The following is a 13,128-nucleotide window of genomic DNA, read 5'->3' on the forward strand; positions in this document are numbered from 1 at the left end:
GTTCGGCCTCCTGAAGTCGCGAAGATCAAGATCAAGATCAAGATCAAGATCAAGATCAAGATCAAGATCAAGATCAAGATCAAGATCAAGATCAAGATCAACAGCAACAGCAACAGCAACAGCAATAGGCAACGCTGGGGGAGGCACAGACAAAACCCTACAATCCGAGTAAAGTGCCGCCCCCGCCGTTTACAGCAAAAGGATCCCTTCCATGACACACCCTTTGGATATCGCCGTCGTCGGCGCCACCGGCAGCGTCGGTGAAGCCTTGGTGCAGATCCTCGAGGAACTGGCATTCCCGGTTGCCACCCTGCACCTGCTGGCCAGCATGGAATCGGCGGGCAGCAGCGTGATGTTCGCTGGCAAGAAACTGAAGGTGCGCGAAGTCGACAGCTTCGACTTCGCCCAGGTCAAGCTGGTCTTCTTCGCCACCGGCGCCGCCGTCAGCCGCAGCTTTGCCGGCAAGGCGCTGCAGGCGGGCTGCACGGTCATCGACCTGTCCGGCGGCCTGGACGACGCCTTGGCCCTGGTGCCGGAAGCCAACGCCGAACGCCTGGCCAGCCTGTCGTTGCCAGCGCGCATTGTCAGCCCATGCTCGGCCGCAGTAGCCCTGGCCGTCGCGCTGGCGCCGCTCAAAGGCCTGCTGGACATCGAGCGGGTACAAGTGATGGCCGCGTTGGCGGTGTCTGCGCAAGGCCGTGAAGCGGTCAGCGAGCTGGCCCGGCAAACCGCCGAACTGCTCAATGCCCGCCCGCTGGAGCCGCGCTTCTTCGACCGCCAGGTGGCATTCAACCTGCTGGCCCAGGTCGGTGCTGCCGACGAGCAGGGCCATACCGCGCTGGAGCGCCGCCTGGTCAGCGAACTGCGCGTGCTGCTGGGCCTGCCTGAACTGAAGATTTCCGTGAGTTGTGTTCAAGTCCCGGTGTTTTTCGGCGATAGCTTCAGTGTGGCCGTGCAAAGCCGTCGCCCGGTAGACCTGGCAGCGGTCAACCAGGCCCTGGAGGCAGCCGACAGCATCGAACGGGTGGAAAACGATGATTATCCGACCCCGGTAGGTGACGCAGTGGGCCAAGACGTGGTCTATGTTGGACGTGTACGTCACGGTGTTGATGAAGACCAGCAACTCAACCTCTGGCTAACCACTGACAACGTGCGCAAAGGCGCCGCGCTCAATGCCGTGCAAGTGGCGCAATTGTTGATTAAACACATGCCGTAAAAGATACTGGCGAGCACTTTTGTCCTGCTCCGCATGCAGGTTTCGGGACGATTCATACAAGGGAAGAGGTCATGCTTCGAATTCGCAAACTGGTTCTGGCCATGGCTGCAGCATCCGCGCTGTCGTCTGGCATGGCGAATGCGCTGGGCCTGGGGGAGCTGACCCTGAAGTCGGCACAGAATCAGCCGCTGGACGCCGAGATCGAATTGCTCGACGTGCGCGACCTCAAAGCCGCCGAGGTGGCGCCGAGCCTGGCGCCACCGGAAGAGTTCAGCAAGGCCGGGGTGGCGTTTCCGACCTACCTCGAAGACCTGACCTTCACACCGGTGATCAACCCCAACGGCAAAAGTGTGCTGCGCGTGACGTCCAGTCAGCCGCTGCCAGGTCCGGTGGTCAAGTTCCTGGTGCAGGTGATGTGGCCGCAGGGCCGTCTGCTGCGTGACTATAGTGTGCTGCTCGACCAGGCCAAGGCGCAGGGCGACAAGCCGGCGGCAGGCAATGTCACACCGGCCATGACCGGTGCCAGCAACTACACCACCCAGCGTCGCGACACCTTGTGGCAGATTGCTGCGCGTAACACCCAGGGTGGGTCGATCCAGCAGACCATGATCGCGATCCAGGCATTGAACCCGGACGCCTTCATCGGCAACAACATCAACCAGCTGAAGGTTGGCCAGGTACTGCGCCTGCCCGACCAGCAGCAGATCCAGAGCATCGCCCAGGGCGAAGCGAACCGCGAGGTGGCCGAGCAGTATGCGGCCTGGCGTGAAGGCCGTCGCCTGGGGCCGCGTGCCCGCCAGCTGGATGCCACCCGCCGTGGCGCCGCCGAAGCTGCACCGTCGCGTATCGCCCAGGGCGACAACCTGCGCCTGGTCAGCCCGGGCAAGCAGGCCGGTGCAGGCCAGGCCAAGGCGTTGAATGACGAGCTGGCCATGGCCCAGGAAAGCCTGGACACCAGCCGTCGCGACAACGAAGAACTGAAAAGCCGCATGGCCGACCTGCAGAGTCAGCTGGACAAGCTGCAGCGCCTGATCGAGCTGAAGAACAACCAGTTGGCACGCCTGGAAGGCCAGGGCGCAGACGCATCGGCAGCGGCTGCCGCTACTCCGGAGCAGCCCGTGGTCAATCCGGCGCCTGCTGCTGCCGATACCGCACCCAAGCCTGTGCCGGACGCCCAGCCAGCACCCGCCAGCCAGCCGAAGGGTACGCTCGATTCGGTCCTGGGCAACCCGTGGCTTTTGGGGGTGATTGCCGGTTCCAGCATTCTGGTGCTGGCACTGCTGCTGTGGCTGCTGGCGCGCAAGCGCAAAGCCCAGCAAGAAGCCGAGAAGCACCTGCGCATGGCGCGGGCGCTGGAAGAAGAGCAGGGCGCAGGTTTCGACAGCGATACCGAGAGCTTCGACGGCGTCGAAGCCCGGGAGCCTGGCGTAACCCTGTCGCCGGCTGTGGTTGCCGCTTCGGCCGCAGCTGCCGTCGCTGCGGAAAAAGTGGCAGAACCGGTCGCTGAGGCAGAACCCGAGCCTGAGCCGCAAGCAGACCCGCACGCCGCGCTGCTGGCGCAAGTTGACCAATGCCTGGCCGAAGGCCGCCTTAATCGTGCTACCGAGCTGTTGGAGCCCGCCGTGGCCGCCGCGCCGGAGCGTGACGACCTGCGCCTGAAGCTGATGGACGTGTACGCCCGTCAGGGTGACCAGAGCGCGTTCGCTGAACAGGAGCGTCAGTTGCCGGCCAGCGAGCAGAACGTTGCTGAAGTCGCCAGCCTGAAAGAGCGTTACCCCGCCATGCTCGGCCTGGCTGCTGCCGGCCTGGGTGCGGCGGCGCTGGCTGCCGAAATGGATGAGCAGTACGTGCAAGAGCTGCTGCACGATGAGCCCGAAGCGCCGGTGGTTGCCGATGTGGTGCCTGACGAGTTGTCTGGGTTCGAGCCGCACGTGGAGGCTGAGCCAGAGGCTGTCGCGCAAGCAGAGCCTGACGCTGAGCTGGACGCCTTCGATGAAGTGCCAACGCTCGATGCAACGGACCTGGCCGAGCAGGATCTGGACAGCGCCTTCGACCTGAGCCTGGGTGAAGACCTGGCCGATCAAGACCCGCTGGCCGCGTCCGTGCTGGAAGAGCCGATCCCACAGGGGGGCGTACCCGACGAGCTGGTAATCGCTGAGCCTGTGCTGGATGAGCCCGTACAGGAAGAAGCTCAGCCAGAAGAACAGCCCTTTGCCGTGGATGCCGAGCTGCAAGCCGACGCCGACGCTGATTTCGAGGCCATGCTGGCTCAGGCCGAGCCTCAGCCTGCCGTTGACCTGTCTGATTTCGACCTCGACGTCAGTGAGCCGGTTGCCCCGGCTGCCCCGGAGGCGCTGGAGCAAGATCCACTGGATGTCGCGTCCGAACTGGCTGCCTTCGACAGCGAGCCGGAGTTTGACCCGGTCTCCGAGTTCGACCTGCCATCGGACTTCGACTTGTCCCTGTCGCTGGAAGACGATTCGCCGGCCGCCAAGAGCTTTGCCTCGGAGCTCAATGACGTCAACGCCGAGCTGGACAAGCTGTCGCAGAGCCTCGAAACGCCATCGCTGGAGCCGCACTTCACCAGCGAAGACGCGGTGGCGCAGCCCGAGCCCGAGCCTTTGGACGACCTGGACTTCGACTTCTTCTCCGGCAGTGACGAAGTCGCCACCAAGCTCGACCTGGCCCGTGCCTACATCGACATGGGTGACAGCCAGGGCGCGCGTGACATCCTCGACGAAGTGGTCAAGGATGGCGACGACAGCCAGCGTCAGGAAGCCGAGGACATGCTCTCCCGGCTGGTCTGATGCAAGCAGGTCAGGCCTCTTGGCGGGCTGACCGCGCCCGCGAAGAGGCCCGCACATGCAGTGCGCAACCACCGGCAGCCCTACGAGGCTGCCGTTGTCGTTATAATCCCCGCCATTCCGTACACCCCACAGGTTTCATGCTCTTGGACATCATCGACACCGCTACCGCCGAATCCGCGGCCGAAGGCTACTCCCGCATCGCCCTGGGCGTGGAATACAAAGGCGCGCGCTACCGCGGCTGGCAACGTCAGGCCAGCGGCGTGCCGAGTGTCCAGCAAGCCCTGGAGCAAGCGCTGTCCAAGGTCGCCAACGAGCCGATTTCGGTGGTCTGCGCCGGGCGTACCGACGCCGGCGTTCACGGCTGCGGGCAGGTCGTGCACTTCGATACCCGTGCCGTGCGTGACGAGCGCGCCTGGACCATGGGCACCAACTTCAACCTGCCGCACGACATCAGTGTGGTCTGGTCGCGGCCAATGCCGGCCGACTTTCATGCCCGCTTCAAGGCCTGCGCCCGGCGCTACCGCTACGTCATCTACAACGACCCGATTCGCCCGGCGCACCTGGCCGAAGAGGTGACCTGGAACCACCGTCCGCTGGACGTCGATCGCATGGCCGAGGCGGCGCAGTTTCTGCTGGGTACCCACGACTTCAGCGCCTTCCGTGCCAGCCAGTGTCAGGCCAAGTCACCGATCAAGCACATCTACCACCTGCGTGTTACCCGCCATGGCCAGATGATCGTGCTGGACGTGCGTGCCACCGCCTTCCTGCACCACATGGTGCGTAACATTGCCGGTGTGCTGATGGCCATCGGCGCCGGCGAGCGTCCGGTTGCCTGGGCGCGCGAGGTGCTGGAAGGGCGCAACCGCCGTGAAGGTGGGGTAACGGCCCACCCATACGGGCTTTACCTGGTGCAGGTGGAGTACCCCGAAGCGTTTGCGTTGCCCAAGCGTTACATCGGTCCACACTTTTTGAGTGGTTACGAGGCGTTGGCAGACTGACGAGCGAAAAGCCATTTGCTAACATCCGCCCTTTCGCCGCAACAATCAGGGTTCTTGTTCCATGAGCAATGTTCGCAGCAAGATCTGCGGGATTACCCGCATCGAAGACGCACTGGCCGCTGCCGAAGCGGGGGCCGATGCCATCGGCTTCGTCTTCTATGCCAAGAGCCCGCGGGCGGTGGACGTGCGCCAGGCGCGGGCGATCATTGCCGAGCTGCCGCCGTTCGTGACCACGGTCGGGCTGTTCGTCAATGCCTCGCGCTGTGAGCTGAACGAGATCCTCGAAGTGGTTCCGCTGGACCTGCTACAGTTTCACGGCGATGAAACCCCGCAGGACTGTGAAGGCTACCACCGCCCCTGGATCAAGGCCCTGCGTGTGCGCCCTGGCGATGACCTGGAGGCGGCCTGTCAGCGTTACGCGGGTGCCCGCGGCATTTTATTGGACACCTATGTGCCAGGCGTGCCAGGGGGAACCGGCGAGGCGTTCGACTGGTCATTGGTACCGGCGCGTCTTGGCAAGCCGATCATTCTCGCGGGTGGGCTGTCGGCCGATAACGTTGGCCAGGCCATTGCCCGGGTAAAGCCTTATGCGGTGGATGTCAGTGGTGGCGTCGAACAGGCCAAGGGCATCAAGGACGCGGCGAAGATCGAGGCCTTCATGCGTGCGGTGAAACAGGCTTGATGGCAGATGTGACGGCTGGCTGCGCGCCATCGTCCATAGCTTTCGCAGCCCTGCGGGCCGCTGCCAGCACCTGTGGTGGCAAACAACACATTAGCGGTGGAGTGGCGCGCTGGAAGCCCCGGCGGCCGGTCCACCATCGTTTCATAAAAGATTTTGAGCTCAAGGGCAGGGTAGGGCCGGTGACGCCGTCCCCCGCCTGCCAATACTGGAGAAAGAAAGCATGAGCAACTGGTTAGTCGACAAACTGATCCCTTCGATCATGCGTTCCGAGGTGAAAAAGAGCTCGGTGCCTGAGGGCCTGTGGCACAAGTGCCCGTCCTGCGAGGCCGTGCTGTATCGTCCGGAGCTGGAAAAGACCCTGGATGTCTGCCCCAAGTGCAATCACCACATGCGCATCGGCGCACGTGCGCGCATCGACATCTTCCTTGACGCCGAAGGCCGGGCGGAACTGGGCGCTGACCTGGAACCGGTCGACCGCCTGAAGTTCCGTGATGGCAAGAAGTACAAGGACCGCCTGACCGGCGCGCAGAAGCAGACTGGCGAAAAGGACGCGCTGATCTCCATGAGCGGCACCCTGATGGGCATGCCGATCGTGGTTAGCGCCTTCGAGTTCTCGTTCATGGGCGGCTCCATGGGTGCCATCGTCGGCGAGCGCTTCGTCCGCGCGGCCAACTATGCCCTGGAAAACCGCTGCCCAATGGTTTGCTTCTCCGCTTCGGGCGGTGCGCGCATGCAGGAAGCGCTGATCTCGCTGATGCAGATGGCCAAGACCTCTGCCGTGCTGGCGCGCCTGCGCGAAGAAGGCATCCCGTTCATCTCGGTCCTGACCGACCCGGTGTATGGCGGTGTTTCCGCCAGCCTGGCGATGCTCGGCGACGTCATCGTCGGTGAGCCGAAGGCCCTGATCGGTTTCGCCGGCCCACGCGTGATCGAGCAGACCGTACGCGAGAAGCTGCCTGAAGGCTTCCAGCGCAGCGAGTTCCTGCTGGAGCACGGTGCCATCGACCTGATCATCTCCCGTGGCGAATTGCGTCCGCGTCTGGCCCGCCTGCTGGCGCAGATGACCGGTCAGCAAACGCCGGAAGAAGCGCGTGAGGCGGCTGCCGTCGCGTGATGAAACAACGATCCCTGGGCGAATGGCTCGCCTACCTCGAGCAGTTGCACCCCTCGGCCATCGACATGGGCCTGGAGCGGTCGCAGAAGGTGCTTGCCCGCTTGGCGCTGGGCAAGCTGGCGCCGCGCGTGGTGACGGTAACCGGCACCAACGGCAAGGGTTCGACCTGCGCCTTTGTGGCGTCGTTGCTGCGTGCCCAGGGGCTCAAGGTCGGTGTGTACAGTTCGCCGCACCTGTTACGTTACAACGAGCGGGTGGTGATCGATGGCCAAGAGGCCAGCGATGAGCGCCTGTGCGAAGCCTTCGCCGCCGTCGAGGCGGCGCGGGGCGATATTTCCCTGACCTACTTCGAGATGGGGACGTTGGCCGCGTTCTGGTTGTTCTACCAGTCGCAGCTCGATGCGGTGGTGCTGGAGGTGGGCCTGGGTGGCCGCCTGGATACCGTCAACGTGGTGGATGCCGACTTCGCCCTGGTGACCAGCATCGGTGTCGACCATGTTGATTACCTGGGTGATACCCGCGAGCTGGTGGCCTTCGAGAAGGCTGGCATCTTCCGCCCGGGCAAACCGGCCCTGTGCGGTGATCTGGATCCGCCAGGGCCATTGCTGGACAAGGCCGCCGAACTGGCCGCGCCACTGTTCCTGCGCGGTCGGGAATTCGACCTGACCAGCGCCGAAGGCTGCTGGAGCTGGCGTGGTACTGCCGCCGATGGTGCGCAGGTCGAGCTGCGTGACCTGCCTTTGCTAGACCTGCCCATGGAAAACGCCACGCTGGCCTTGCAGGCTTACCTGCTGATGGGGCTGCCGTGGGACGCGGCGCAAGTTCGCCGGGCATTGCTGGATACTCGTATCACTGGGCGTCTCGACCTCCGTCTGTTGAACTGGCAGGGTAAGCCGGTAGCGTTGCTGCTGGATGTCGGGCATAACCCGCATGCGGCGCAGTACCTGGCCAGGCGGCTGGCGGCCCGGCCGCTCAAGGGGCGCCGCCTCGCGGTGTTTGGCCTGCTCGCCGACAAGGATCTGGAGGGCGTTATCGCGCCGCTGCAGGGCCTCATCGACGACTGGGCGGTGGCGCCGCTGGATACCCCGCGCAGTCGCCCGGCCGCAGAACTGGCCGCGTCCTTGGCGAACCTCGGTGCCACCGTGAAGTCTTATGCCAGCGTCGACGCCGCCCTTGAAGGGCAATGTGCGCAGGCGACGGCGGATGATCAGATCCTGCTGTTCGGTTCGTTTTTCTGTGTCGCCCAGGCGCTGGAATGGCTGGAGCGGCACGCCCAGGAGGGTGGAATAGATGGCTGTGCTGGATAAAGGGATGAAACAGCGCATGGTGGGTGCGCTGGTGCTGGTGGCGCTGGCGGTTATCTTCCTGCCGATGCTGTTTACCCGCCAGGACGAGATGCGCCAGGTGCACGTCGAAGCCCCGCAGGCACCGGCCATGCCCAGCCTGCCGGAAGTGAAGATGGAGCCGGTTGCCGTGCCGGAGCCACAGGTTATTGCGCAGGAGGCGCAGCCGGCGCCGGTGGTGATCGACGAGGCCACTGCGCCGGCGAGTACACCCAGCCAGCCAATCACCCCGTCGCCACAGACCCAGGCGCAGATTCAGCCACCCAAGCCGCAGGCGCCCGCGCCCAAGGTGGAGGCCAAGGCTGCTGCAACACCAGCGCCTGCCGCGTCATCGAAGATCGACGCCAATGGCCTGCCCGTCAGTTGGTCGATCCAGCTGGCCAGCCTGTCCAACCGCGCCGGTGCCGAAAAGCTGCAGCAAACCCTGCGTAGCCAGGGTTACAACGCCTATATCCGTACGGCGGGTGGCATGAACCGCGTGTACGTGGGGCCGTTGATCGAGCGCGCCGAAGCCGAGCGCGTGCGTGACGCCATCAACCGTCAGAACAGCCTCAAGGGCTTTGTGGTGCGCTTCCAGCCTGAGCGCAGCTGATTCCCCGGGGCGGCTAGGCCGCCCATTCGCGGGTGAGCCCACGCCTGCAGGTACTGCGCCGCTGCAGGCTCAGCCAGAACCAGTTGGGGCGGGTTTGCCTGCCAATGGCCCAACACCAATCCAGCTGACATTCCGCTTACTCCCGGCCCGCCGCTCTGGTAAAATGCGCCGCCTCAAACGTCTGCAGGCAGCACCGTGGCATTTACCTTGGTTGATTGGGCGATCATTGCGATCATCGCCGTCTCCACACTGATCAGTCTCAAGCGCGGCTTCGTCAAGGAGGCCTTGTCCTTGCTCATCTGGATCATTGCCGGTGCAGTTGCCTGGATGTTCGGCGGTTCGCTCTCGGTGTATCTTGAGAGCTATATCCAGACGCCATCGATGCGCGTCATCGCTGGCTGCGCCATTCTTTTCGTCGCCACCTTGCTGGTGGGGGCCATGGTCAACTTCCTTGTCGGTGAGCTGATCCGCGTGACCGGGCTGTCCGGCACCGATCGTTTCCTGGGCATGGCCTTCGGTGCTGCGCGCGGGGCCTTGCTGGTAGTGGTGGCCATAGGCCTGATCAGCCTGGGGCCGGTTCAACAAGACACCTGGTGGCAGGAATCACGCCTGATACCACAATTTCTCTTGGTCGCCGACTGGTCGAAAAACCTGATTCTGGGTTTCACCGGCCAATGGACGCCCAGTGGGCTGATCAGCACTCCGGCTGATCTTCCGTTCAAGGAACAGTTGCTCGGGCCGTCCAAGCCCTGAGCGCTATTCACTCAAGTTTCATCAAAGTAGGGGTTGCGTCGCATGTGTGGCATCGTCGGTATCGTCGGTAAGTCGAACGTCAATCAGGCGCTGTATGACGCGCTTACGGTCCTCCAGCACCGCGGCCAGGACGCTGCCGGTATCGTGACCAGCCATGACGGCCGGTTGTTCCTGCGCAAGGATAATGGCCTGGTGCGCGACGTGTTCCAGCAGCGCCACATGCAGCGCCTGGTAGGCAACATCGGCATCGGCCACGTGCGCTACCCCACTGCGGGCAGCTCGACCTCGGCCGAGGCCCAGCCGTTCTACGTCAACTCGCCTTACGGCATCACCCTGGCTCACAACGGCAACCTGACCAACGTCGAGCAGTTGGCCAAGGAGATCTACGAGTCCGACCTGCGCCACGTCAACACCAACTCCGACTCGGAAGTGCTGCTGAACGTGTTCGCCCACGAACTGGCAGTGCGCGGCAAGTTGCAGCCGACCGAAGAAGACGTGTTCGCTGCGGTCTCCCATGTGCACAGCCGCTGCGTTGGCGGTTACGCCGTCGTGGCCATGATCACCGGCTACGGCATCGTAGGCTTCCGCGACCCCCATGGCATTCGCCCGGTGGTGTTCGGTCAGCGTCACACCGACGAAGGTGTGGAGTACATGATCGCGTCGGAAAGCGTCGCCCTGGACGTGCTCGGCTTCACCCTGATCCGCGACCTGGCACCGGGCGAAGCGGTGTACATCACCGAAGAAGGCCAGTTGTTCACCAAGCAATGCGCCGAAGCGCCGAAGCTGCAGCCGTGCATCTTCGAGCACGTCTACCTGGCGCGGCCGGACTCGATCATCGATGGGGTCTCGGTGTACAAGGCGCGTCTGCGCATGGGTGAAAAGCTGGCCGACAAGATCATGCGCGAGCGCCCCGATCATGATATCGACGTGGTCATCCCGATCCCGGATACCAGTCGCACTGCCGCGCTGGAACTGGCCAACCGGCTGGGCGTCAAGTTCCGCGAAGGTTTCGTCAAGAACCGTTACATCGGCCGTACCTTCATCATGCCCGGCCAGGCCGCGCGCAAGAAGTCGGTGCGTCAGAAGCTCAACGCCATCGAGCTGGAGTTCCGCGGCAAGAATGTGATGCTGGTGGACGACTCGATCGTGCGCGGCACCACCTGCAAGCAGATCATCCAGATGGCCCGCGAAGCCGGCGCCAAGAATGTCTACTTCTGCTCCGCGGCCCCTGCAGTACGCTACCCCAACGTCTACGGCATCGACATGCCGAGTGTTCACGAACTGATCGCCCACAACCGCACCACCGAACAGGTGGGTGAGTTGATTGGCGCCGATTGGCTGGTCTATCAGGACTTGCCAGACCTGATCGATTCGGTCGGCGGCGGCAAGATCAAGATCGAGCAGTTCGATTGCGCGGTGTTCAACGGCGAATACGTCACTGGCGACATCGACGAAGCCTACCTCGACCGCATCGAGCAGGCCCGTAATGACCTGGCCAAGGTCAAGAACCAGGCCGTCAGCGCGATCATCGACCTTTACAACAACTGATTTTGGGAGCGACGGCATGACGGATCAATGGGATGCCGGGCGACTGGACAGTGACCTCGAGGGTGTCGGTTTCGACACCCTGGCGGTTCGCGCTGGTCAAAACCGTACCCCGGAAGGCGAGCACAGCGAAGCGCTGTTCCTGACCTCCAGCTATGTGTTCCGCACGGCAGCCGATGCTGCTGCGCGCTTTGCCGGCGAAACGCCGGGCAACGTCTATTCGCGCTACACCAACCCATCGGTGCGTGCCTTCGAGGAGCGCCTGGCGGCCATGGAAGGTGCCGAACAGGCCGTGGGTACGTCTACTGGCATGGCGGCTATCCTGGCCGTGGTCATGTCGCTGTGCAGTGCCGGTGACCATGTGCTGGTGTCGCAGAGCGTATTCGGCTCCACCATCAGCCTGTTCGAGAAGTACTTCAAGCGCTTTGGCCTACAGGTGGACTACGTGCCACTGGTCGACCTCACCGGCTGGGAAAAGGCCATCAAGGCCAACACCAAGCTGCTGATCGTCGAATCGCCCTCCAACCCGCTGGCCGAGTTGGTCGATATCACTGCGCTCAGCGAAATCGCCCATGCTCAGGGTGCCATGCTGGTGGTGGACAACTGTTTCAGTACCCCGGCGTTGCAGCAGCCGCTGAAGCTGGGTGCCGACATTGTGTTCCACTCGGCCACCAAGTTCATCGATGGCCAGGGCCGCTGCATGGGCGGTGTGGTTGCCGGCCGTACCGAGCAAATGAAAGAGGTGGTGGGTTTCCTGCGAACCGCAGGTCCAACCCTCAGCCCGTTCAACGCCTGGATCTTCACCAAGGGCCTGGAAACGCTGCGCCTGCGTATGCGTGCACACTGCGAGAGCGCTCAGGCCCTGGCCGAATGGCTGGAGCAGCAAGACGGCGTGGAGAAGGTGCATTACGCCGGCCTGCCCAGCCACCCGCAGCACGAACTGGCCAAGCGCCAGATGAGCGGTTTTGGTGCAGTGGTCAGCTTCGAGGTCAAGGGTGGCAAAGAGGGCGCGTGGCGTTTCATCGACGCTACCCGTGTGATTTCCATCACTACCAACCTGGGTGACAGCAAAACCACCATCGCTCATCCGGCTACCACCTCACACGGTCGCCTGTCGCCGCAGGAGCGTGAAGCGGCGGGTATCCGCGACAGCCTGATCCGCGTTGCCGTGGGCCTGGAAGACGTGGCCGACCTGCAGGCTGACCTGGCGCGCGGGCTGGCGGCATTGTGATCGAAATCAGCGGCAGCACCCCGGGCCACAATGGCCGGGTAGCCTTGGTCACGGGCGCCGCCCGCGGCATCGGTCTTGGCATTGCCGCATGGCTGATCTGCGAAGGCTGGCAAGTGGTGCTGAGTGATCTGGACCGCCAGCGGGGTACCAAAGTGGCCAAGGCGTTGGGCGACAACGCCTGGTTCATCACCATGGACGTTGCCGACGAGGCCCAGGTCAGTGCCGGCGTGTCCGAAGTGCTCGGGCAGTTCGGCCGGCTGGACGCGCTGGTGTGCAATGCGGCCATTGCCAACCCGCACAACCAGACGCTGGAAAGCCTGAGCCTGGCCCAATGGAACCGGGTGCTGGCGGTCAACCTCAGCGGGCCCATGCTGCTGGCCAAGCATTGTGCGCCGTACCTGCGTGCGCACAATGGGGCGATCGTCAACCTGACCTCTACCCGGGCTCGGCAATCCGAACCCGACACCGAGGCTTACGCGGCAAGCAAGGGCGGCCTGGTGGCTTTGACCCATGCCCTGGCCATGAGCCTGGGCCCGGAGATTCGCGTCAATGCGGTGAGCCCGGGTTGGATCGATGCCCGTGATCCGTCGCAGCGCCGTGCCGAGCCGTTGAGCGAAGCTGACCATGCCCAGCACCCAACGGGCAGGGTAGGGACCGTGGAAGATGTCGCGGCCATGGTTGCCTGGTTGCTGTCACGCCAGGCGGCATTTGTCACCGGCCAGGAGTTTGTGGTCGATGGCGGCATGACCCGCAAGATGATCTATAGCTGAGCACCTTGTTTAAACTGCGCCGGCCTCTTCGCGGGTAAACCCGCTCCTACAACGGTTAATGTCCGACTGTAGGAGCG

Annotated in this window: 11 protein-coding genes; all 11 read left to right on the forward strand. The window is 63.7% G+C overall.

Annotated features, from left to right (window positions below; genetic code table 11):
- Positions 1–211: 211 nt before the first annotated feature.
- The 11 genes from AC3WLP_RS27250 to AC3WLP_RS27300 all read left to right on the forward strand — a co-directional run bounded on the left by AC3WLP_RS27250 (position 212) and on the right by AC3WLP_RS27300 (position 13,051).
- Positions 212–1,216 carry an aspartate-semialdehyde dehydrogenase gene (locus AC3WLP_RS27250; protein ID WP_088513107.1) on the forward strand — a complete coding sequence of 335 codons (1,005 nt, stop codon included), beginning with the start codon at positions 212–214 and terminating at the stop codon, positions 1,214–1,216.
- 71 nt (positions 1,217–1,287) lie between these two features.
- Complete coding sequence (locus AC3WLP_RS27255) at positions 1,288–4,023, forward strand: FimV/HubP family polar landmark protein (protein WP_088513108.1); 2,736 nt, start codon at positions 1,288–1,290, stop codon at positions 4,021–4,023.
- A 137-nt stretch (positions 4,024–4,160) separates the two neighbouring features.
- Positions 4,161–5,021 (forward strand): tRNA pseudouridine(38-40) synthase TruA, encoded by an 861-nt coding sequence (truA, locus tag AC3WLP_RS27260; RefSeq protein ID WP_033726402.1) that lies wholly within the window; start codon positions 4,161–4,163, stop codon positions 5,019–5,021.
- 61 nt (positions 5,022–5,082) lie between these two features.
- Positions 5,083–5,703, forward strand: a complete 621-nt coding sequence (locus AC3WLP_RS27265) for a phosphoribosylanthranilate isomerase (RefSeq protein ID WP_003247201.1) — start codon at positions 5,083–5,085, stop codon at positions 5,701–5,703.
- A 220-nt stretch (positions 5,704–5,923) separates the two neighbouring features.
- Complete coding sequence (gene accD / locus AC3WLP_RS27270; protein WP_003247202.1) at positions 5,924–6,817, forward strand: acetyl-CoA carboxylase, carboxyltransferase subunit beta; 894 nt, start codon at positions 5,924–5,926, stop codon at positions 6,815–6,817.
- Complete coding sequence (gene folC / locus AC3WLP_RS27275) at positions 6,817–8,124, forward strand: bifunctional tetrahydrofolate synthase/dihydrofolate synthase (protein ID WP_012053272.1); 1,308 nt, start codon at positions 6,817–6,819, stop codon at positions 8,122–8,124. The genes accD and folC overlap by 1 nt, the downstream gene beginning before the upstream one ends.
- Positions 8,108–8,752 (forward strand): SPOR domain-containing protein, encoded by a 645-nt coding sequence (locus AC3WLP_RS27280; protein ID WP_088513109.1) that lies wholly within the window; start codon positions 8,108–8,110, stop codon positions 8,750–8,752. Before folC ends, AC3WLP_RS27280 begins: the two co-directional genes overlap by 17 nt.
- 195 nt (positions 8,753–8,947) lie before the next feature.
- Positions 8,948–9,505, forward strand: a complete 558-nt coding sequence (locus AC3WLP_RS27285) for a CvpA family protein (RefSeq protein WP_003247206.1) — start codon at positions 8,948–8,950, stop codon at positions 9,503–9,505.
- A gap of 42 nt (positions 9,506–9,547) precedes the next feature.
- On the forward strand, positions 9,548–11,053 hold the full coding sequence (gene purF, locus AC3WLP_RS27290) for an amidophosphoribosyltransferase (RefSeq protein ID WP_004574897.1): 1,506 nt from the start codon (positions 9,548–9,550) through the stop codon (positions 11,051–11,053).
- A 16-nt stretch (positions 11,054–11,069) separates the two neighbouring features.
- Positions 11,070–12,281 carry an O-succinylhomoserine sulfhydrylase gene (locus AC3WLP_RS27295; protein WP_003247208.1) on the forward strand — a complete coding sequence of 404 codons (1,212 nt, stop codon included), beginning with the start codon at positions 11,070–11,072 and terminating at the stop codon, positions 12,279–12,281.
- A complete protein-coding gene (locus AC3WLP_RS27300) occupies positions 12,278–13,051 on the forward strand; it encodes an SDR family oxidoreductase (protein WP_012053269.1) in 774 nt (257 codons plus the stop codon). Before AC3WLP_RS27295 ends, AC3WLP_RS27300 begins: the two co-directional genes overlap by 4 nt.
- Positions 13,052–13,128 lie beyond the last annotated feature (77 nt).

It is taken from the genome of Pseudomonas sp. FW305-E2, assembly GCF_058782925.1.